Annotated in this window: 13 protein-coding genes and 1 pseudogene; 7 read left to right on the top strand and 7 right to left on the bottom strand. The window is 56.4% G+C overall.

Going from position 1 to position 22950, the window contains the following annotated elements; translation table 11 throughout:
• Positions 1–19: 19 nt before the first annotated feature.
• The 3 genes from COA55_RS00590 to egtB form a co-directional block, all read right to left on the bottom strand.
• Positions 20–544 (bottom strand): acyl-CoA thioesterase, encoded by a 525-nt coding sequence (locus COA55_RS00590; protein WP_063520971.1) that lies wholly within the window; start codon positions 542–544, stop codon positions 20–22.
• A gap of 144 nt (positions 545–688) precedes the next feature.
• Positions 689–1678 (bottom strand): L-histidine N(alpha)-methyltransferase, encoded by a 990-nt coding sequence (gene egtD, locus COA55_RS00585; protein WP_063520970.1) that lies wholly within the window; start codon positions 1676–1678, stop codon positions 689–691.
• Between the two features lie 35 nt (positions 1679–1713).
• Complete coding sequence (egtB, locus tag COA55_RS00580; RefSeq protein WP_290500097.1) at positions 1714–2994, bottom strand: ergothioneine biosynthesis protein EgtB; 1281 nt, start codon at positions 2992–2994, stop codon at positions 1714–1716.
• A 173-nt stretch (positions 2995–3167) separates the two neighbouring features.
• On the opposite strand from egtB, the gene COA55_RS00575 reads away from it, so the two are divergent.
• Positions 3168–3938 carry a 3-hydroxyacyl-CoA dehydrogenase gene (locus tag COA55_RS00575; protein ID WP_063520968.1) on the top strand — a complete coding sequence of 257 codons (771 nt, stop codon included), beginning with the start codon at positions 3168–3170 and terminating at the stop codon, positions 3936–3938.
• Between the two features lie 255 nt (positions 3939–4193).
• Here COA55_RS00575 and ppnN read toward each other — a convergent pair whose 3' ends face one another.
• Positions 4194–5561, bottom strand: a complete 1368-nt coding sequence (ppnN, locus tag COA55_RS00570; protein WP_290500095.1) for a nucleotide 5'-monophosphate nucleosidase PpnN — start codon at positions 5559–5561, stop codon at positions 4194–4196.
• A 417-nt stretch (positions 5562–5978) separates the two neighbouring features.
• Here ppnN and COA55_RS00565 point away from each other — a divergent pair, with 417 nt between their 5' ends.
• On the top strand, positions 5979–6194 hold the full coding sequence (locus COA55_RS00565; protein WP_290500094.1) for a hypothetical protein: 216 nt from the start codon (positions 5979–5981) through the stop codon (positions 6192–6194).
• Between the two features lie 222 nt (positions 6195–6416).
• Here the strand turns inward: COA55_RS00565 and dinB are convergent, their stop codons facing one another.
• Positions 6417–7544 (bottom strand): DNA polymerase IV, encoded by a 1128-nt coding sequence (gene dinB / locus COA55_RS00560; protein ID WP_290500085.1) that lies wholly within the window; start codon positions 7542–7544, stop codon positions 6417–6419.
• 181 nt (positions 7545–7725) lie between these two features.
• On the opposite strand from dinB, the gene COA55_RS00555 reads away from it, so the two are divergent.
• The gene (locus COA55_RS00555; protein WP_290500083.1) at positions 7726–9342 is read left to right on the top strand and encodes an FAD-dependent monooxygenase; all 1617 of its coding nucleotides are present in this window, start codon (positions 7726–7728) and stop codon (positions 9340–9342) included.
• A 134-nt stretch (positions 9343–9476) separates the two neighbouring features.
• Here the strand turns inward: COA55_RS00555 and COA55_RS00550 are convergent, their stop codons facing one another.
• Both COA55_RS00550 and COA55_RS00545 read right to left on the bottom strand, forming a co-directional pair.
• A complete protein-coding gene (locus tag COA55_RS00550; protein ID WP_290500081.1) occupies positions 9477–10286 on the bottom strand; it encodes a putative RNA methyltransferase in 810 nt (269 codons plus the stop codon).
• Between the two features lie 129 nt (positions 10287–10415).
• Positions 10416–11570 carry a hypothetical protein gene (locus COA55_RS00545; protein ID WP_290500079.1) on the bottom strand — a complete coding sequence of 385 codons (1155 nt, stop codon included), beginning with the start codon at positions 11568–11570 and terminating at the stop codon, positions 10416–10418.
• Between the two features lie 143 nt (positions 11571–11713).
• On the opposite strand from COA55_RS00545, the gene COA55_RS00540 reads away from it, so the two are divergent.
• From COA55_RS00540 to COA55_RS00525, 4 genes and pseudogenes are all read left to right on the top strand, one after another.
• Positions 11714–13414 (top strand): ShlB/FhaC/HecB family hemolysin secretion/activation protein, encoded by a 1701-nt coding sequence (locus COA55_RS00540; protein WP_290500077.1) that lies wholly within the window; start codon positions 11714–11716, stop codon positions 13412–13414.
• Positions 13389–21845 carry a hemagglutinin repeat-containing protein gene (locus COA55_RS00535; RefSeq protein ID WP_290500076.1) on the top strand — a complete coding sequence of 2819 codons (8457 nt, stop codon included), beginning with the start codon at positions 13389–13391 and terminating at the stop codon, positions 21843–21845. Before COA55_RS00540 ends, COA55_RS00535 begins: the two co-directional genes overlap by 26 nt.
• Positions 21846–21852: 7 nt before the next feature.
• Positions 21853–22305 (top strand): hypothetical protein, encoded by a 453-nt coding sequence (locus tag COA55_RS00530; RefSeq protein ID WP_290500075.1) that lies wholly within the window; start codon positions 21853–21855, stop codon positions 22303–22305.
• 387 nt (positions 22306–22692) lie between these two features.
• Positions 22693–22866: pseudogene (locus tag COA55_RS00525) on the top strand (transposase); the annotation flags it as partial.
• Between the last annotated feature and the right edge of the window lie 84 nt (positions 22867–22950).

Raw genomic sequence — 22950 nt, 5'->3', positions numbered from 1 at the left:
GTAGCTCGTAGCCAGGTCGCTAGTCGCTTTCCGTCAACCGCCGCTTGGTCTGCAGCAAACGCTTCCATTGCTCCACATATTCCGGCAAGGCGGGGGAGGTCAGGTTCATGCCGGTCATTTCCTGCACCGTCTGTGGGCTCACCGATTTGCCACCGTAGACATTGGCAACGCGCAGCAGGGCGTGGGTGTGCAGTTTGCGCTGGGATTCAAAACGCTGGTCGTAGTACACGTATTTGTCGTCCCAGCCGAGGATCCGGGTATGCACCTGAAATTGCTGATAGGGGCGCAGTTCACGGATATAGGCAATTTCGGTATTGGCCACGACACCGTTGCAGCGGGCTTCGAGCATGCGGTTGAGCAAGCCGGTGACCACGGCATGTTCCAGCCGGCTACGGTCCATGAACTTAAGGTATTTGGCGTTGTTCAGATGCATGTTCAGGTCGATATCCAGCAGGCCCACCCGGAATTCCATGGTGACCACATCAAACAACTGGTGCGTAGGCGGGCGTTTACGCCGGCGCGCTGCGCTGATCAGTTCAAGCATCCGATCTCCCTATGCCACGGTTATCACCGCAGCCCCATTTATTATCGTTGGCAAGTATGGACAGAAAAACGCCGCTCAGTATAACGGCACTGGAACCGGTTCACACTATTTGCGCAATCGGGGGGCACAGCTTTTACGTTCCCGTTATGCCTGGGCCAGGTGCAGGCTGAACAGGCTTTGTGGGTCCGTCCAGCAGCTTAGCGGGGTGAAACCGGCGGCGACCAGTTCGGCACTGAAGCTTTCTACGGTGAATTTGTAGGAATTCTCGGTATGGATACGGGTACCGCTTTTCAGGGTCAGGCTGCGTTCTCCCAGCTGGATGTCCTGATCGCACAGGCACTCCAGGTGCATCTCAATGCGTTGCTGTGCGCGGTTATAGAACGCCACATGGCGCATGTTGTCCGTGTCGAACTGGCAGTTCAGTTCCCGGTTCAGGTGATGCAGGGCGTTCAGGTTGAAGGCCGCAGTAAGCCCCTGGGCATCGTTGTAGGCAGCATTCAGCTGTGTATCGGCCTTTTGTAAATCCGCGCCGATCAGCAGGGCGCCGCCGGGGCCGGCCAGTTTGCGTAGCCCCTTGAGAAATTCGCTGCGGGCGGCCGGTTCAAAATTGCCAATGGTGGAGCCGGGAAAAAACACCACCCGCCCCGGTTGTGCCAAGGCTTGTGGCATGGCCATCGCCTGGCAGTAATCGGCGCACACGGCGCTGATGTGCACGTCGGGAAAATCCTGGGCCAGTTGGCGAGAGGCGCCAAGCAGGCACTCACGGGAAATTTCCAGTGGCATGTAGTGACGGGGCTGCCAGGCATCCAGCAGCAGGCGCACTTTTTCACAGCTACCGGCACCGGGTTCGGCAATGGTTTGCGGTTGGTTGAGCCGTGCCTGGATTTCTTCAGCATAGCCGGTCAGCAGTGAGGTTTCGGTACGGGTGGGGTAGTACTCCGGGGTGCGGGTGATGCGGTCAAACAGGGCGGAGCCGGCTTCATCGTAAAAATACTTGGGGTGCAGGGACGGGCCGGGAGCTGAAAGGGACTGGCTGACCTCCGCAAGCATATCGGTGGCTGGTGGGTACAGATCGTAAAACGTCAGGTTCGGGCAAAGCTGCTGGTGGTTCAACGGAGTCTGTTGATGCTTCATCTTAGCCTCTGCAAGAAGTCGGAGTGGTGCGCCTGTCAGCCATCATTGGGCTTCTTGTCGCAGGCGAGCCGGATGCCGCTGAATTGCCAGCGCAACTGGGGATAGAAAAAATTGCGGTAACTGGCGCGCAGATGGTTGGCGCTGCTGGCGCAGGAGCCGCCGCGCAGTACCATCTGGTTGCACATGAACTTGCCGTTGTATTCGCCCACTGCGCCATGGGCCGTCTGGAAGCCCGGGTAAGGCAGGTAGGCGCTGGCGGTCCATTCCCAGACATCACCGAACAGATGGGCAAGGCGGGCGTCGCGGGCAGCACCGGGTTGAAACGAGCGATTATCGGACGGGGAATCCGCGAAGGTGCCGGTGATCGGCTGGCTGTAGGCCGCGTGTTCCCATTCCTGTTCTGTGGGCAGGCGTTTGCCCGCCCAGCGTGCGTAGGCGTCAGCTTCGTAGTAATTCACATGGGCCAGGATCTGGTTGTCGTGGAGCGGTTGCTGTCCGGCCAGGGTGAAGTGTTCGGTCAGTGCCGCGTTCCAGTACAGCGGGCGTTCGATTTGTTGCTGTTGCACCCAGCTCCAGCCATCGGAAAGCCACAGGTCCGGTTTGCGGTAACCGCCATCCAGAATAAAGGCGCGAAACTCCCCCTGAGTCACGGGACGGTTGGCCAGCTGGAACGGTTCCAGCCAGACCTTGTGGCGAGGTGTTTCATTATCGAACGCGAAGCCGCCGCAAGCGCCAATCTCCACCAGTCCGCCCTCGAAGCCCTGAAAAGTCAGCGGTGGGGTGTCGCCTGGAATGTTCACGGGCTGGGTGATGGCCGGTGACAGGGGGTTGAAGGAGAGGCTGTATTTCAGGTCGGTGAGCAACAGTTCCTGATGTTGCTGTTCGTGATTGATGCCCAGCTGTACCAGCGGCGTGAGGTTATCGGCCCGCGCCAGCAAAGCGTTCATGGCGGCATCCACCTGGTGGCGCCAGGCCATCACTTCATCGTTAGTGGGGCGCGATAGCAGATGGCGTTGAGGGCGCGGATATTGCTCGCCGATGCCGTTGTAGTAGCTGTTGAACAGGTATTCGAATGCGGGATTGGCGGGCTGATAACCGGGCAGGTGAGGCTTTAGCAGAAAGGTTTCGAAGAACCAGGTGGTGTGGGCCAGGTGCCAGCGGGGCGGGCTGGTTTCCGGGCAGGCTTGCAGGCCCATGTCTTCGGCGAGCAGAGGTTCACACAGCTGCTCGCTGAATCGCCGGGTTCGTCGGTATGCATCGGCGAGCCAGGTGGTATCGTCCTGTCTGACGGTGTCGGGCAAGGCTTTCCCTCCCATGCCGTGGGTCAAAGCGGTTTGTTTGATAATGACTGCAATGACGCAATCTCACCTTAAAGCAGTCCCGGTTTGAGCGAAAGCAACAATGAGCCTCTGCGCCGAGCTGGGTATACTCTGCGATAACCTTTTATGGACCCTCTTTACCTTTCTACCTTTCACAAGAAGGAGAGCATATGAATATTACCGATAAAGTGGCCGTGATTACGGGTGGTGCCTCAGGCCTGGGCCAGGCGACTGCAGAAGCGATTATTGCCAAGGGCGGCAAGGTCATGATTTTTGATCGTGACGACAAGAAAGGCCCGGAAGTGGCGGCCCAGCTTGGTGATAATGCAGCCTTCACCCAGACTGACGTGACAGACGAAGCCTCGGTTAAAGCCGCGGTGGAGGCCACCGTGGCCAAGTTTGGTGCCATTCATGTGTGTGTTAACTGCGCCGGTGTGGGTTCTGCCATGAAAACCGTGGGCCGCGAGAACAAGCCGCACGATCTGGGCGTATTCAACATGGTGGTGCAGATCAACCTGATCGGTACTTTCAATGTGGCGCGCCTGGCGGCGGCAGCCATGGCCGAGAATGAGCCGGGTGAAGATAACGAGCGCGGCCTGATTGTGAATACCGCCTCGGTAGCAGCCTTTGATGGCCAGGTTGGTCAGGTTGCTTACGCGGCAACCAAAGGCGGCGTGGTCGGCATGACGCTGCCCATCGCCCGTGATCTGGCGCCACTGGGTATCCGTTGCAATACCATCGCCCCGGGGATTTTCAACACCCCGCTGATGAATGCGGCACCGGACAAGGTGAAGCAGCCGCTGATCGAAATGACCCAGTTCCCGAAACGCCTGGGGCATCCGCAGGAATATGGTCAGCTGGTGTGCCACATGATCGAGAACAAATTCCTCAACGGCGAAACCATCCGTATCGATGGCGGTATCCGTATGCAGCCGCGGTAGCACAGGAGACGCAGCACGCGTCACGCTACATGCAACACGAAAAAGCCCCGGTTTTCCGGGGCTTTTTGCTGTCTACGAAGCCGCTGCAGGAGTTTCCTTCCAGGGGACGAACCGAGCGCAGCGAGGCGACAGAGATAACCGTCTGCTGCAATCGACGGTTGAGCAACCCGTGATCTCGATCTTTCCATGTTTACGGGCCGGTTCGTCCCCTGGAAGGGAACTCCTACAGTGTGGCTCGTTATTAGCCGTTATCTGTTACCCCACCAGCTCATAACAGGGCTCGTAATGGCTGCCTGGCAGTTTCATGCGTTGCTGGTCCACAAATGCCTTGAGCAGCTCGTCCAGATGCGTCATCAGCGCGTTGGGGGCGTGCAGTTTGTAGGGACCGTGCTGTTCGATGGCGTGGATGCCATGTTCCTTTACGTTGCCGGCGACGATGCCAGAGAAGGCGCGGCGCAGGTTGGCGGCCAGTTCGTGGACCGGTTGATTTGTGTCCAGGTTCAGGGCGGCCATGGCTTCGTGGGTGGGCAGGAACGGGTGCTGGAATGCCAGCGGCACGTTGAGGCGCCAGTTGAAGTAAAAGGCATCGTCGTTATCCCGGCGGAACAGGGTCAACCGGTCAATGCCGTGGCACATGGCCAGGGCCACGGCTTCCGGGTCATCGATAATGATCTGATAGCGCTCGGCCGCCTTGTCACCCAGGGTATAGCGAATGAATGCATCTACCTGGCGGAAGTAATCGGCGCTGCTGGCCGGGCCGGTGAGCACCATGGGCAGGGGAATGTCCGCGTTGTCCGGGTGCAGCAGTACGCCCAGTAAATAGAGAATCTCTTCGGTGGTGCCGACCCCGCCGGGAAACACGATGATGCCGTGGGCCAGGCGCAGAAACGCTTCCAGGCGCTTTTCGATATCCGGCATGATCACCAGTTCGTTGACGATGGGGTTGGGCGCTTCGGCGGCAATGATGCCGGGCTCGGAAATCCCCAGATAACGGCCTTCTTTCTCCCGTTGTTTGGCATGGGCCACATGGGCCCCTTTCATGGGGCCTTTCATGGCGCCAGGACCACAACCGGTGCAGATATCCTTGTGCCGCAGGCCCAGCTGGTAGCCCACGCTTTTACTGTAGTCGTATTCGTGTCGGGAGATGCTGTGCCCGCCCCAGCAAACCACCATATTTGGTGACGCTCCGGCTTTGAGTACCCCGGCATTGCGCAAAATATGGAATACCGCGTTGGTAATGCCTTCGCTGTTATTCAGGTCGAAACGGTCGTTGTTCTGGATCTCGTTGGCCACGTAGACGATATCGCGCAGCACCGCAGACAGGTGCTCGCGGATACCGCGAATCATGCGTCCGTCCACAAAGGCGCCGGCCGGGGCGTTGTCCAGCTTCAGGCGCAGCCCGCGGTCTTCCTGGATCACTTCGATCTCGAAGTCGTGGTAGGTTTCCAGTACCTCGCGGCTGTCATCGGTGGGCGTGCCGCAGTTCAGCACCGCCAGGGCACAGCGGCGCAAGAGATCATGCAGCCCGCTGCCGGAGGTGTCGCGCAGGCGCTCCACTTCATGCTGGCTGAGTATTTCCAGGCTGCCTTCCGGCGCCACAATGGTCGATACCGTTTCGGTCATAAGGTCGGTCCGTCGCAAATAAGCAGGTCGGTTTAATACCGGTATTGAGCTTGTTCTGTCATCGCTTTCAGAGAAAGTACCAGAGCTAGAATGAAAGAGAGTACCGTAGTCCGGGTGAGAAAGGAGTGTTGGGGGGTGAGGGGGCTGCTTTCAAGCCGGAAGCCCGCCCGTCGGCGGACAGGTGTTTTTACATTTCATCGGGGAACGACGGGCCGGCACGTGCGTCCGATTTAACATCAAGGCGGGTATGTTCACAGGCACTCTTCGTGCAGGACTTCCCGATACAGGCTTGGTCGCCTGTTATGTTGATATGGGGCAACGCATTGTCATGAGGTTGTCGTCATTATCGGCCAAGCTTGATCAGTTTAGAGGGCCGCTGAACAGGTCTTCCCAGAGAGTGAGACTCAGGAGCAAAGCATGTTGCTCAAATATTTGAACCAACTGGAACAGGCCGTGAAAGCGGCGTCCGAGCACCCGGATTCGGCCACCGTCACCCGTTGCGCCGATTGTGTGGCCACGCTGGATGCCTACCTGGATGCGCAAATGGAGCCGGTACAGCGCCGTGGCCGGGAATTGATGGATGGGCTGATTCCGGCGCATCTGCACGACCGGGTTTGTCAGAGGGTGCACTAGGAACGCCACACGCTGCACGCAACAGGCGCCAACTGGGCTCTCTCTTTGGCGTTAACAAAGAACGCGAATCGCCGTGGGCCACCAGCGAAATGTCGGATTACGCCTTTCAGGCTAATCTGACCTGCGTGCTACGCGTCCATAAGGCTTCAGTGCGAGACAAACTGCTTGCCGGTTGCCCCGGCCTGTCACCGCGTTGAAGCGTGCAGCATGCCACGCCTCCTGTCACATCCGGTTTCGCTGGCTATGCAGGGCCTTGTCCCTTTCTTCCGGGAACAGGTCCGGTTGCTGGGGCGCTTTCAAATCGCGCAGCCGGGCGCCGATGCCCAGCAGGCGGGCCGGGCCTTCGCGTCGCTCCCAAAGCTGGCGGAACAGGGCCTCGAAGTGGGCGGCATCCAGGTCGTTGCCGGCCTTGTCACAACTCATGCTGACAAAATCCTGATACTTCACCTTGGCGGTGAGCCCGCTGATCAGGTAATGCTGATCCAGTTTGGCAAACCGCTCCTTCAGCTTTTCAATCAGCCCCTCCAGCTCCCGGAGCCAGTCCGTCAGGGTGAGCTGGTCCTTGTCGTAGGTGCGCTCCACCGATACCGATTTGCGCCGCCGGCCGGTCTGGATTGGGCGGCTGTCTTCACCGCGGCACAGGTGATAAAGCCGCTCGCCAAAACTGCCGAAGTGCTGGCCCAGCTCCAGCCGGCTTAGCTGTTGCAGGTCGCCACAGGTTTTCAGGTTCAGGCCGGCCATGCGCTCGCCAGTGACCCGGCCCACCCCGGAAATCTTGTTCACCGGCAGGGCGGCCACAAATTCCTCGACCCGGGCCGGGGGAATCACAAATAGCCCGTCGGGCTTGCGCCAGTCGCTGGCGACCTTGGCCAGAAATTTGTTGGGGGCGACGCCTGCGGACACGGTAATAGCCACCTCCCGGCGAACGTCCTGGCGCAATGCCTGGGCAATGCGGGTGGCGCTATTATCGAATTGTTCGCTGGCGCTCACGTCCAGAAAGGCCTCGTCCAGTGACAACGGCTCGATCAGGCTTGTATAACGACGAAAAATGTCATGGATCTGGGCGGAAACTTTGCGGTATTTGTCAAAGTTCGGAGGCACAATAACCAGTTCCGGGCAGCGCCGCAGGGCTTGGGAAGATGCCATGGCTGAATGCACGCCAAATTGCCGCGCCGGGTAATTGCAGGTGGCAATCACGCCACGCCGGTGCGGGTCGCCGCCCACCGCCACCGGGCGGCCGCGCAGGCTAGGGTCGTCCCGCATTTCCACGGCGGCGTAAAAGCAGTCGCAGTCCACGTGGATAATTTTGCGCGATGCAGGCGTCATGGAGGGTGTGGTGGAATGTGCCATGATGGGCTCGGGTAAGCGTTCACGTGTTGGCGCGGCTGTTGCAGGCCACAGGCACAGAGACGTGTCCGGTGGGCAGCAGGCAGACCGGGCTACCCCCGTGGGCATAGTGCCAGGCAGGGGCGCCAATAGGGTGCCATAAGGAGAGTGTACCATCGCCATTAGCGAGAACCGCACACCGCAGGTGCTGATTGTCGGTGCGGGCCCCACCGGGCTGGCACTGGGTATCGGCTTGCGCCGCCACGGTATCCACTGTTGCATCATCGATCGTCTTGCGGCGCCATCGCCGTATTCCCGAGCGCTGGGCCTGCATGCCCGTTCGCTGGAAATCTTTGAGGCGCTGGATGTGCTGGCGCCGATCCGCAAGGCGTCGCGGCGCCTCAAGGCTGTATCGGTATACGGGGATAAAGGGTTTCTCTTCGAACTGGACCTCACTGCTCTGAAAGCGCCGTACCCGTGGGTGCTCAGTTGTCCGCAATCCGAGGTGGAGGCGGTGTTGATCGACCGATATCGGATGCTGGGCGGCGAGTTGATTCGCAGTGCCGAGCTGCTGGATTTCCGTCAGGACGGCAGCGGCGTGCAAGCGCGTATTCGCCAGGGGGCGGAGGTGCAGACATTCAATGCCGAGCTGCTGGTGGGAGCCGATGGCGTGGGTTCCACGGTGCGTGAGCAGCTTGGCATCGGTTTCAAGGGCGTGGATTACAGCGAGCATTTCCTGCTGGCGGATGTGCCCTGGGACGCGCCCTGGAGCAACGACCGCTCCCATGGTTTCCTGCGGGAAGAAGGGCTGTTGCTGGCCTTGCCTCTGCCGAAGGGCTGGCGGCTGATTATGGCCAGCCGTGAGACGCCGGAAACACCATTAAGTCTGGCGCCCTTTAGCGAACGGCTAACGTCGATTCTTGGGGACGTGCCTGATTTGGGTGAACCCCGTTGGCTGAGCCAGTTCTCCGTACAGCGCCGGCTGGCTCAGCATTACCGGCGTAACCGGGTTTTCCTGGCCGGCGACGCGGCCCATGTGCAAAGTCCACTGGGCGCCCAGGGCATGAATACCGGCCTCGCGGATGCGTTCAACCTGAGCTGGAAGTTGGCGTTTTACCTCAAGGGGTTTGGGCAGGGCGCCTTGCTGGATAGCTATGAGCAGGAACGGCGGCCGGTGGCGGAGAAAATGCTTTACGGGGTGGATATGCTGTCGCGGGCCTCATTGGTGAAACTGCCGATGTTGCGGCGCAGCCGGGATTCCCTGCTGAAGCTGGCGGGCAGCCGCCGCAATATTTCCAGTCGACTGCTGCGTACGGCCAGCCAGCTGGATGTGCATTATCGCAATTCGCCGCTGGTCACCTGTGGGCCGGAGGCCGACGTGGGCTGGCGGCATCAGGGGCCGCTGCCGGGCGATCGGCTGCCGGATGCGGCGCTGAAATCCGTGCGCACCGGGCATCTGCATCAGTTGCACGGTTTGTTGCGCAAACCGGTACATCATTTGTTGCTGCAGCTGAGCGAATCCCCCGAGCATAACGAGCGGCTGGTGATGTATGCCTTGAGTGATCGTTTGGGGCAGGAATACCGTGAGCGCGTGCACCTGACCGTGATTGCGGCGCAGGCCACCGCAGATGAAGATGTGCCCCGGGAAGGTACCACCCGTATCTGGCGTGACCATGAAGGGGAGTTTGCCAGCGCATTCGGCGATCAGGGCCGGCTCTGGTTGATGCGCCCGGACGGGCATCTGGCTTACCGGGCGCCGGTGAGCAATGCGGATGACTTGCTGTCGTATCTGGAGCGAGTGCTTGGGAAGAGAGAGGGGTGATGGGAGGGCTGTGCGACATGTTGTCGGGTTACGCCTTTCAGGCTAATTCGACCTACGAAACCCTTTCCAGGTAGGTCGAATTAGGCGTAGCCGTAATCCGACACGAACCCGACATCACGTTTGATAAACGCAATCTACGCCACCCGCTGCCAACGCTGAATCACAAAATGTCCGTTCATGGGCTGGCCGGCCAGGGCGCCAATGCCGGCTTTCGCATCCGGCCGTGCCCGCCAGTGATGGGGGGTCATGGCCAGCAGGTTACGGAGCTCTTCTTCTGAGTCCGGAACCCATTGGCAATGCAGGGTCTCGCTGGAGATCAGCTCGAAGCGATCATCCAGAAACTTGCCCGCATCAAAACTGCTTTGCCGCACATCGTCGTACAGGGCTTCGCGCAACGGCAGCAGGTGCGTTTCCCCGGTACCGACAACAATCAATTCCCCACCGGGTTGCAGCACCCGGGCGATATCATCCACGAACAAGCGGGTGAACAGCACAAATACGGTTTGCTGGCTGGCATCAAACAGCGGTAGCCGGGCGCCGCTGGCCACCAGCCAGGTGATGCGCTTGTTACGCTTGGCAGCTGCATCCACCGCGAACTTGGAAATATCCACGCCCACACCATTCACGCCGCCCAAACGCTGGGCAAACTGCTCGGTGTACCAGCCTTCGCCACAGCCGATATCCAGCCAGGCGGGTTCTTCATCCGGCAGGTGGGCGAGCAGGGCATCTGCCAATGGTTGATAACGGCCCAGTTCAAGAAAAGCCGTGCGCGCCTGCACCATGGCCTTGTCGTCCCCCGGTGATCGGGAGCGGCGCTGCTGCGCCAACAACAGATTGGTGTAACCTCGCTTGGCACGATCGAACTGGTGGCCGTTATCGCAGTGCCAGCTATTGCCGGCAAGGCGCAGGACCTGTTCGCAACTGGGGCATTTGAGTGTGGGCATGGCAAACCGTGTTCCGGGGCGTGATGCCGGCAGTGAACCACAGGATGCCGGGAAAAGGTAGGGCAGAAGGCAGGGCGACAGCAGCATGCAGAGCAATGGAAGAAGAGGGCGAGGGCAGCCGCCCTCGTATTATGGCGAAGCCGATATTTGTATTTCTGCACGTTGCAGCTTGGCTTCTGCGGTCAGGTTGCGCAGGTCACTTAAATACGCCTGATAACTTTTATTCAACACCGTCTCCACGTCGACCTGACTTCCCTTGAGTTGAGTCATGGCGGCACTGTGCAGCTGGCGGGTTTGGCGGTCGATCTTGTCAATAATGCCGGGCAGAGACTCACTTGCCTGGTCGATGAAGGCGATTTGGGCGCGCAGTCGGGTTTGCTGGTTGGTCAGCTGGGTGAGTTGCTGGCGGATTCGTGTCTGGTCAGGGCTGAATTCATTGGGGACCAGCTGTCCTTTAAGCGAAGTGAGTTGGCTGGCATTGCTGCTGAGGGTGGATTCTATGTCACTGCGTTGCTTTTGATATGTGGCCAGTTTTTGCGTTAGTGCATTGAGCTGCTCGGTTAATTGTCTGTTTTGTGCCTGCAGTTGCAGAAGAGTGGTTACAGCTTCCTGGAGTCTGGACGACGCGTGCAGCAGGTCGAGATCCGGGTGGTGCAAGCAGTTTTTTAATAACGTCTTGCGCACATCATCATTTATTTCGGAAGGAAAAATAACGGCCAGCGGATCGATGTGACCGCTGGCCCTCAGGGTGCTCAGTTGGTCTTCGGCAAATTGACTTTGTGCTTCCACTTCCTGGTAAAGGGCAAGGGAGAGGCCGGGGTTTGTGGTCCGTTGGTCGTGGGCGGCGCTCATCAAGCCAGAAAGGGTTTGCGGGCGGTAAGGGAAGTGCCGAGCGGTGCGTAGAAACCAGTTTTTTGCCTGCTCGGTGTTGTTTTCCAGGCGAAAACTTTCGGCCATCAACAGGCCTGCCTGAGCACCGGAGGGGCTGGCAGTTTCTATTGTGCTCAAGATTTCCCGGGCCTGAGTGAACTGGCTGTTAACCATCATCATGGCGGCTTGCCGCAGGCGCAGGCGGTTCTGTAAAACCAGTTTTTCAGCTGGCTTCAGAGCCTTGCTGGCCTTGAGAGCCTCTTCAACCGCATGGTCAGAATTGGCGGAGGCATCCGTCAGTGGGGCCATGGCTTGGCGCACGTTGCAATGCACTGCCGTACTAAAAAAAGCCAGAAAAAGGGCCAGAAAAAACCGTTGGGCAGTTTGTGCCGAGATCCGTGTGATGAAGTTCACGTCCGTGCTGTCTCTCAAGTCCGTTTGCGTAACCGAATGTGTAGAATCGCCGCCTGTTAATTCGCCGCAGCACAATACACAACTACGAGAAGGCAATGAACCTTCCTGCTGCGGCAGTGTGATCATAATCGGCAAGGATAGCCATGTTGGGGGAAAACCCATTGTTTCGTTACGGCGTTATCGCCGCCTGTCTCTGTATGGGTATTGGAGGCGCAGGGGCGGTAACGGCCGCGCCTGCCCCGAATTCCCAGCAACGCATGTTCGACCGCCTGCAGGAGCAGGAGCGCCAGCGTCAGCAGCAGCAGCTAGAAGACATGCGGGTGCCCGGCGAAGGGCCGGACCTGCGCATGCCGGTGCCGGAAGGCTCTGGTGCATCCGACCGCTGTTTTGAGATTGAATCGGTTCAACTCAAAACGCTGGGGGATGCTCCGCTTCCTTTTGGTCGCTGGTTTCGGCGGCCCGCTGATGCGGTAGAAGGCACCTGCATTGGCATGAAAGACATTCGCGCCCTGCAGGCGGTGCTTTCCAATGCGTTGATCGACAAGGGCTATGTCACTAGCCGCGTATTGATTCCCGAACAGGATATCGCCTCCGGCACCCTGGTACTTCTGGTGGTGGCCGGTCGTGTGGAATCCTTCGAGGCCGTGGGCATGCCCGTGCGCGTGCTGGAGTGGGCGGTGCCTGCGTCGCCCGGTGATTTGGTCAACCTGCGTGATCTGGAGCACGCGGTGGAAACCCTGGCGCGATTGCCGCACCTGGACGCCAAGATGGATCTGGCGCCAGGTGAAGAGCAGGGTGGCACGGTGGTGCTGGGCCAGGCGGACTGGCCACGGCGCTACCGGGGCACCCTGGTGCTGGATGAAGAGCACTATGGGGATGTTACCCATGGCACCGCCCAGGCGGGGCTGGACTGGGGCAGCCCCTTCGGACTCACCGACAGGATCTCTCTATCGCTGAACAGCGATCTGGATACGGAGTTTTCGGATCGTGCCTGGGGTGCCGGGCTCAGTTATGACATTAGCCTGGGCTACTGGAACCTGGCGTTGAGCTATAACCGCCAACAGTATGAAAACGAAATCCAGGGGATCTTCCAGCGTTTTGAAACCACTGGTGCCACGGATACATCCCGAATTGAACTGACCCGTACTTTGTATCGTAGCAACCGTTCCCGGTTGTCGTTCTCACTGTTAGGCGCCTACTCCGATACCGAGAACCTGTTGGACGATGCGGTCATCCGGGTGAGTTCCTACCAGCTGAAAGCCTTGGGTGGGCGCATCAATGCCAAACACCTTTGGGGGCGCACCCAGCTGGCGGGCACCGTTACCGTGGAAGAAGGCTGGGGCACGGGGCCGGCAACACACCTTCCGGGTGACGTCTCAATTGCAGAGAAAACGCACACTCGCTATCAGACATATCTTACAGCCAATCGCTTTATAAAGCCGTTATATGGCGCGCTGTCGTTACGGTTGAATGCACAGTATGCCAACGATGTCTTGTTTCCCTCGGAACGGTTATCGGTGGCATCCAGTTCAGTGGTTCGGGGGTATCGGGATATTACCCTGAATGGCAACTCAGCCGTGGCGGGCAGCGTGCAGTTCGATGGCTACCCGCCGATCACCGGGCCTGTCTCGGTAATTCCTTTTGCCGCGTATGACTCCGGAGTGGTGCCGGGCAATCAGAACGAGTTGGGTTTTTCACGCATAGATTCAACCACCGCGGGATTGCGGTTGGGCTACCGCTCGGTGCAACTGACCACCGAGATTTCCTGGCCCATGGATCAGCATTCAACGGAACTGACAGACAGCGAGTACACACTCCATGCCTCACTTTATGCCGAATTCTGAGACATCCGCCAAGCCGGTCCGTCGTGGTCTGGTGTACACGTTGTCGTTGTTGCTGATCTGGCAGCCCATGCTGCTGTCCGCACAGCCCATCACACCCACCCATGGCACCAATGGGCGGCCGACGATGGATGAAGCCGCCAATGGCGTGCCCGTGGTCAATATTCAAAACCCCAACAGCAAAGGGGTATCGCAAAATTTCTATAACGATTTCAACGTCGGCAGCAAAGGCGTTGTTCTCAATAACAGCCAGCAGGTAACGCAAACCCAACTGGGTGGCTATATCGAAGGCAATCCGAACCTGCACAATGGCTCCGCCAGCCTGATTCTCAATGAAGTCATCGGCCAGAACCCGTCCAATCTGGGGGGCTATATCGAAGTCGGCGGCGCCCGCGCCGATGTGGTAGTGGCCAACCCCAATGGTATCAGCTGTAACGGTTGTGGCTTTATCAATACCAACCACGCCACCCTGACCACCGGTAAATCGATCATGGAAGGGGGGGAGCTGCAGGGGTTTGATGTGCAGGGTGGCCGTATTGGCATTGGCGAGAACGGATTGAACGGGTCGAATACCGACCGCTTCGATCTCATCGCCCGCTCCGTCAAGGTGGCCGGCGAGCTGCACGCAGACTCACTGAACATCGTCACCGGCCAGCAACGGGTAGACCGCGACACCCTGGCCATCTCGAATGAAACCACCGGCACCAACAAGCCGGGCTTTGCCATCGATTCCAGTGCACTGGGCGGCATGTATGCCAACCGCATTCGGCTTATCGCCAATGAAGATGGTGTGGGGGTGAAACTGGATGCGCCGGTGGCGGCGCAGAATGGGGACTTGGTGTTGTCGGCGCAGGGAGATGTGGTTTTTGCTGACGCCAGTGCGAAAGGAGATATGCAGGTTGCGTCGTTAGGCGCTGTGAGCGCAGTGGGAAGTATCGCCGCTGAAGGGCATTTATCGATGAATGCTGGGAACATCCATCTTCAAGGTAATGATGTTAATGCTGATGCAATAACGATCATTTCTGACCAGACCCGTGTCGAGAGCGATGTTTCCGTAACCGGTGAAGATCAGGTAACCATTCTGGCGGAAGAACATGTAACCAATAATGGCGACGTTCTGGCTGGGGGTGCAGCAGAGATAGCAACTGAGAGTTTTACCAATACAGGCAAAGTGGCGGGTCAGGGTGAAGTGAAAGTCAGCGCCACTAACGGCCTCGTCAATAGCGGGGAAATTGATGCTGTTGGGTATCTGGAAATTACAACGGGAGAATTGAACAACGAGGCGGGAGCGTTACAGGCAGGCCAGGCGATATCGCTAACGACCCAAAACTATGTACATAGAGGTGAAGTAAGTGCTGATGATGCGTTTAATTTGAACGCGGAAACAGTATCCATTGGCCCTGAAGCTGATTGGCAGGTGCATGGTGATGTGTCAGTTACTGCCAACGAATTGCGTAATGAGGGTGTGTTTAGCTCTGCAGGTGATATGAGCCTGGCAGTAAGTGACCTGGAAAATCATGGAGACATGGCGGGGCTTCAAAGTCTGACCTTTAGCGGTGAAAGGTTACGAAATGGAACGCACTCTCTATTATTGTCCGCCGGTGAGATGGCGCTATACCTGGATGATCTGGATAACTACGGGGATATTTATGCTGTAGGAAATTTGGATGTTGCAGGTAGTTATCTCTCGGAGATTATGGATGCTATTTGGGAAGATAAGTCCAGCTGGGCACGGCGAGTGAACAATGAATCCGGACTAATTGCCAGTGAAGGAAAAATCCGCATTGTGGCAGCAGAGTTCGAGCAAAGGCTGGCCAGTGAACCAGAAGTTGAAATCGTTTGGGATGATCCTGTTTATAGCTATGACAGAGAGTATGACCGTCGTTGTTTTAATCGAAATAGAAACAGTGCCTGTCATAACACGACCTACCGTCATAAATATCAAAGACAAATCGTACAGTCTTATTCCTCGCCTCGACAATCAAAACTCTTGGCTGGTAGTGATCTTTGGCTTGTGGGGGATTATCTGTTTAATAATGCCAGCGTAATTGCGGCGAGTAACGACATAGCTATTAAGGCAAGTCGTTTCGAAAATACAGCGTATATGGTTGGTTTAAAGGAGGTGGCTCGTGTCGATAAATCTTGGCTAAGAAAGAAGAGCTCCGGAGGAGGTACCAAGAAAAAATATTACACCTACACGACCATTCCGACCTCAGAAAATTGGTATTTATGTGATAGTAGTCGGGTAAGCTGCAACCGTGGTGGAGCAACCAGTCATACGAATATTCTGACAGAAACCGTAATCAACGCGCTGGTTAGTGCAGGTGGTAAGCTCACTATCGATGCTGAGAAAGTGAGTAATGGTGCTGAGAGAGAAGGCGTCGCGTTTAGCTTTGGCTCTGCCATGGATGCCATTTATGGCGACACAGGTGAACACAGCTCGGACACTTTGTTTCGGTTTGATCCTCTCTCGCTGGGGTTTAATCTTCCCGGAGCCCACGGCCTTTTTATCTTTAATGATGATCCCGGTCACCTTTATCTGATTGAAACCAACCCCCTGTTTGCAACATTGGATGGTTTTCTGGGTAGCGAATATCTGATCAATCGCCTTGGCATGGAGCCGGATCAGAGCGTTCAAAGACTCGGTGACAGCTATTATGAAACGACCCTTGTCCGTGATGCGGTATTAGCCGCAACCGGTACCCGGTTTCTTGATCCTGATTTCAAGAGTGACGAAGAGCAATTTCGCTGGTTAATGGATAACGCCTTTGCTGCGGCTGAATCTCTACAACTGAGTGTGGGTGTGGCCTTGACAGCAGATCAGGTTAACGCATTGCAGCAGGATATGGTGTGGCTCGAGGAACAAGATGTGGCGGGATATCAGGTTCTGGTGCCGGTGCTGTATCTAGCCCAGGGTAGTGCCGTCATGGATGGCCCGCAATTGCGTGGTGAAGATGTAGCCATCAGCGGGGATAACGTGACTAATCATGGCGATATTGTTGCGGAAAACAGCACAGCGGTGGTCGCAGAGCAGGGAGGCATCACTAACGCAGGCTCGATGGTTGCGGGTAATACGCTGGATTTGAAAAGTGCGCAGGATATTCAAAACCTTGGTGGTGAGCTGGTGGCCCAAACTCTGGCGTTGGATGCCGGCGGTAATGTTGAGGTGGCCACCTTGGCCGACGCTGTAGGGGATTCCCTTAACTGGATGACACGGTTAACTGAACAGGCACAGTTGAGGGCGGATAACCTGTCTGTAACCAGCGGTGGAGATATCCGTTTGCAGGGGGCCAAGGTAGATGCCGGGTTGCTGACGCTGGTGGCCGATGGAGACCTTTCCGTGGAAAGCGTTGCCGTTAGCCAAGGTAGTCACATGGATCAGGGGGATGTGAAGTTCACCCAAAGCAAGGTCCGACAACTCGGTAGTAACCTCCATAGCAACCTGGATATGTTGCTGGAGGCAGAAAATGATTTGTCCATCATGGCCAGTGACCTGGATAGTGAAGGCGATATTCAGCTGAAGGCACAGGGCGATATCACCGTAGGTTATGCGCTGGAAAGCGATTCTCTTTATAGCTACCGCAAGGATGATGGGAGTTTTGGTAAAAGCGCAAAGCAAACGACAGAAAGTCACTCTCAGCGGGTGGTTGGCAGCAACCTGGTGGCTTTGGGTGATTTGCTCATTAATGCGAACAAGAATGAACTTGGTAACTTGTTAGGTCACTCCGGTGCTGAAGGGGATATAAATCTGACAGCAGCAAACCTTGAGTCTGGTGGCGATACCATGATCGCCAGTGGTGGTGAGCTCAATCTGAGCAGCGCCGCAAACGTTTATAGCTACGAGCAGCACAAGAGCAAAAAAGGCACTATCAGCGCTCGTCAGAGCGGGCAAAGCACCCTGTCGATAACCCACCAGGGAACCAATCTGCAATCCGGTGGGGATGTGCAGATAATGGGGCTTAATGGCATTGCGCTTGAAAACACGGATGTTTCCGCAAGCGGAGATTTGATAGCCAGCGCGGGCCTCTACAGCACCGAGAAAGAAACGTTGACCAACGATCAGGCGGGTTTGCTGATTCGAGATGTCCACGATATCTACCAGTACGACAGTTATAAGGAAAGCTCCAAGGCGGATATTGGCGGCATGGTTGCCAGCATGGCAACCCTCGGCCTGGGTGGTGGCCTTGCTACCTTTAATCCTCTGGATTTTGCTGATGTGACCAAGGCCACAGTGGCCAATGCTCTGAATGGAGAAAAGGGCTACACACAAGCATCCGGTAATTACAGTGCCACCTCCCAAGGCTCGAATCTCGATGCCCAGGGAAGCCTGCTCCTGCAATCCGCCGGTGACATGCATATTCAGGGCTCTACCGTTTCGGGATTGCGTGACGAGGGTGAAGGAGAAGTTCAGATTCAGGGAAGTACGGCTCTACTGGCGGGCACCTTGATCAACCCGCTGGATGGCCAGACAGTACTGGAAAATGATGAGGCCAACCTTTCCATCATCGCCGGTGAAAAGCATCACTCGTCTTACTATAAGAAAGAAAAATTCGGCGTGGATTATCTGGGTGCTGCAGGTGGTGCTCTTACCCAGATGGCGGGTGCGGCGACCGGTGTCTTCACCGGTGATTTTTCCGGCCCCGATGATCTGCCTGACGATGTCAGCATCAAACGGGAAGGCGAAGAGCGGCGTATTGAGAGTGTCACCCTGACCCAGTCTGTCGTTCAGGATAGCCAACACCTTACGCTGTCCGCCGGTAATGATATGACGGCGGTGGCCTCCCAGATTCTCAGTGGTGGTAATATGGCCATGACCGCCGGTGGGGATGTGAATCTGGCTGCCGGGCTGGAAACCCTCAGCGATTACCAGGCCAGCTACGGCAACTCGTTCGATAATTTCACTGGCGGTTATGACCGTGGGCGCCTCTACGCGGGCATCGAGGGTGAACGTTATCGCGAAGAAACCCTGTTTGAGCAAGGCAAGGCGCTAGGTAGCCTGCTGCAGGTGAGTGGTCTGATCAACATGCAGGTGGACGGTAACGTCAACGTTATCGGCAGTGATTTTATTGCTGGCGGCCTGGATGCCGACATCGGCGGAGAAATGCGCTTTGGCGCCGCGCAGGGATACGAGCGAACCACCTATAAGTCCACCAGCGAAGACACCAGCCTGACGGCCGGCGTCGGCAATAGTTACGTGGATGCCGCCTATGCAGCGGATGATTTCGTAAAAGCCTCCGAGGATGTGAAGCGAGCCTATGATGCGTTGCAGGCCGCCAAGGATGATCCCCGTATCACCGACATTGGCGATTACGAAGCCAATCTGACATTGGCTCTGCTTCAGCAGCAGGCGGTAGGCCTCCAGGCGGCCACCTCTGTTTCCGGTGCTATCGAAAATGCCCCGGCTTTCGGTTTCTACGGCGATGTGCAAATGGCCACGGAAACCACGGAGCATACCAGCAGCAGCGAAGCGCTGACCCACCGGGGTAGCCAGGTGCAGCTGGGCGCGGGTGGCATGAACCTGAAGGGTGAGGCCCTGACCCTGCAGGGCAGTCGACTGGATATTCACGATGGTGGCGGGCTGGATCTGGATGTGGATCGCTTCACGGTAGAAGCGGTAGCCGACACCTATAGCAACCAGAGCAGCACAGAAACCCATACTTCCACTCTGACGGTTGCCAGCAGCAGCCGCAGCAACCTTGCGGGTGCGGCGGCAGTGGATGCCCTTTCCGGTGGTCTGGGAACCCAATCCAGCGAACAGCAGAGCCAGTCCCAATACTGGCAGTATGGTGCGGTCAACGTTGACGGCCTGATGAACCTGGACGTGAAGGATCAAACCACGATCCGTGGGGGCAATGTCTGGGCCAGAGAGGTCGCAGGGAATACTGGCAACCTGACCGTCACCTCCCTGCAGAACACCAGCACCAGCGAGCATAGCAACCGCGGTCTCAACCTGGGCGGCGGCCAGGGCTTCAGCGCGAATGGTGGCTACAACACGGCTTCAGGCTCCAGCGAACGGGCCTGGGTGGACCAGGTGAGCAGCTTCCATGGGGAAGAGGCCTTTAACGTGACCGTAGACGGCCACGCCCAAGTGGACGGTGCCGTGATCAGTGGTGGTGATCCGGACAACTTCACTCTGGATACCGGCACCTTCGCCTATACGGACATCCAGGATTATGACCGTGGCAGCAACAGCGGCTGGGGGGTAAGCACCAGCTTCAACCCTCTGGACCTGAAAGAGCAACAAAAAGCGCCCCAGGGCAGCACCACACTCAGTGCCCACCGCAACGGCCATGACAAGGAAGGAATCACCCGTGCCACTGTGGGTGAAGGAACGCTTATTGTTCGCGATGACGACAGCGACAAGAACAGCAATCTGGCCGGCCTGAACCGTGATACTGACAACGTGCAGGAAATCACCAGGAATGAAATTACTGGTGGCCTGGATGCTGAGTTGACGGTGGATCACCGGTTAGTGACGGAGCGTGGGCGCAAGGAAATTGCCCGGGATGTGTCAACCACGCTGGGTCTTCCACAGGATGTGGTCACTTCTGTTATCAAAGTCCTCGGTGACAGAAAAATCACCGAACTGGGCGTGCTGATTCACGAGCACGGTCTGACCCGCAAACTCACGGAAGAAATCAAGCGCTTCCCGGAATACGATGCGCTGCGCAAGATTCTTGCGGACACAATGGGCGTTCCTGAAGACCAGGCAGCTGATCGTCTGTTAACCCTGCTGGCCGAGATCGGCAGTGTAGCGGCCGATAATCCTGAGCAATTACAACAGGCGATTGCCGGCTTTACCGAAGCCGGTGAGCAGGGAACGGCTCAAGGCGTGAAAGACGGTAGTGCCCTGAAAATTGCCCTTCACCAGGCCGTGGGTGAAGCGCTGGGCGGCGCGGACGGTGCCAGCGCTGCAGGCACCAATGAAATGCTGATGCCCTTGTTGGTGGATCTTGCGGGCAACAGCCCGGAGCGCCTGCGAGCCCTATCTCGCATCGTCGGTGGTGCCAGTACCGGTAATGCCCAGGGCGCCTGGATTGCCGAACAGGGCACCACCTGGAACCGGCAGCTGCACCAGAATGAAGTTATTGCCATACGGGAGCAGGCTCAGGCCTATGCGGCACTGCATCCCGGCATGACTGTAGCTGAGGCTTTATCAGACCTTCTTCTGGAAGGGTTGCGTCAAGTGGATGCTACTTATAGCGATAGGATTAAGGCGAACAACGAGGCGGCTGCTTTTTTGGTCCAAATCGCGCATTCAGACCCGAATAATTCACTGGTGAGTACGGATGGACATAAAACGGCATTGTTCCAGGCATCAGATTATGATTTTGGGAAATTCGATGCGTATGAGTGGGAGTTCTGGAATGTTGCTAAGGGTATTTATCCGGGAGGAGTAGAAGACCCCAATATGTTCTTCAATATTCTTACGGATAGGGAAAATGGCCTAATGCTGAAAGGCAATGGCGATGCTTATTATTTGTCCAGAGGCCTTTTTGACAAGCTTTCATCCGAATCTGCAAGCAAAGCTGGATCTCAGAATTTAATGATTTTAGGCTCAGCTGTCGGCACGATTGGGGCTCTGCGTTTGACTGGACTCGCCTCAGCAGAGGCTGGGCTATTTGCCAGTAATCCTGCGTCGTATTTTTATAGTCAGGGTCACAAATTGACCCTGATGGCGGACGAAATGATCGCGGGGATGGCGGGCTTTCCGACTGGCGCCGTATTCGGTGGTGGCGGAGCGTTATTGCTTGATGATATTGCTTCGGGTGGCGCGCGTTATGCCACCACTTTGTGGGATGAGGCTTCAAGGCTTGGTACCTTTGGGCGGGGGGGGGATTCTAATCCGGGGCAATTTAGGTTTTTTGAGGTTGATTCGGGTACGATGCCTCCGGAATTTGTTGTTGCAAACAGTAACGAAGTTAGAACCGTAAATGGTTCGTATTGGGCTGAATCAGATTTTGGTCCGCTAACGACAACGGTAGAGCCTACCCCGCTTGTTATAAACAATTTGGAATCAGGTCATTCGTTTGCGAGGACAGTTACCGAGGGAGGTACGGGCCGCTCTTTGGCAGGGCATGGGACTTTATTCACGCCTGATGGAAACATTATTGTTCCCGACGGAACAGCAATTACATTGCCTCGGCCCGGTATTTCGATTCTGGATAAAACAGGCAGATATATTGAAAATGGTGATTGGTTTGGTTTAAGCAATGCTGCACGAACCAATGAGCGGATTGTCCGAGATATCGAGGGAATGGCGAGCTGGCTACCTGGAGCTGAAATACCCAATTACACATTGTCCAAACCAACAAAACTGAACATATATTCGCGTTCAACTACAACGGCGACTCCCACTACGTTGGATAAAGTTTTGTCGCCTAACATGGGGTGCGTTGATTGGGCTGCGTGTACGGCATTCTTTGAATACTGAGGAAAATATGTTTTTTAATGATTTGTCTCTTTACGAGTACCACTTGTCTAAGCCTGTAAAACAAATTCTGAATGTTGGTTGGCTTGATGGTGGTAAGGAGTTTACGAAGGGGGATTCTCCTTCGGTATTTTGTCAAAAACTGGCATCGGTAATTATTGGTGGAGCTGGTTTTGATGCGAATTTTAATAGGATTAGAGGCGTTCATCCCTGTGATTTATGTGGGGATAGAGAGGTGGTGATTTTCAGTAATGGTGAGGAAGAGTTGCTGGGGATGAGTGAGATTCTAATACCAAATAGCGAAGGGGACGGATACTTTGCCTCGCCATCAATGGTATATCACTATATTACGGTTCATAGTTATTTGCCGCCTGAACCATTTATGAATGCGGTCTTAAATGTGGATCTATCCAAGGAGTATTTAGCTGATGATATATTCGATGCTTTATTAGCATCGAGATAGAGGCCTTCACAGGACCCGGGTGTCAGGTCTCCCATTTCTCACGAAAGGTTTTTGCGGCGCGGTTGACGGTGGATCGTCCGCAACCAAAATGTTCGCCGATCTGGGTAAGAGTGTAGTGTCCGTCAAGCCATGCATTTGCCATGGTCTCCTTATTATTGTTGTACGTTCGCTGATAATGAGAGAGCTGCTTCACAGGTCGTAAATGGGAAATGGGAGACCTGGCCCCCGCGTGCACTGTTGCCCACAAGTCGGACTAGTCATTGAGCAAAAAATAATAAAGGACATCCATCACTTGGCGGATTTCCTACGGGGTGCATCGGCCTTCACTGATGTTTGTCTGTTCATAAGGACAGTATTTTAGAGTCATGGATAAGCAAGGAGGCGACCATGACTCGAGCGCGTTACCAGCAAGTCTCATTGGGCGATACTCCGTACTATCACTGCATTTGCCGCTGCGTCCGCCGGGCGTTTCTGTGTGGCAAGGATCATTATTCTGGCCAAGACTACGAGCATCGCCGGCAGTGGGTGGTGGATCGTCTGGCGCCCTTGGTTGATGTATTCCTTTGCTGCCTTTTCTGTTTTTCCGATTTCTGGCATCTGCCATCTAAGCGTAAGATATCTCTTACGCTTAGATGGCAGATGTCG

Origin of the sequence: Alcanivorax sp. (assembly GCF_002733835.1) — a bacterium.
Taxonomy (GTDB): domain Bacteria; phylum Pseudomonadota; class Gammaproteobacteria; order Pseudomonadales; family Alcanivoracaceae; genus Alcanivorax.
Note: the sequence above shows the minus strand (reverse complement) of the source record. Positions and strands in the feature narration are given on the sequence as shown.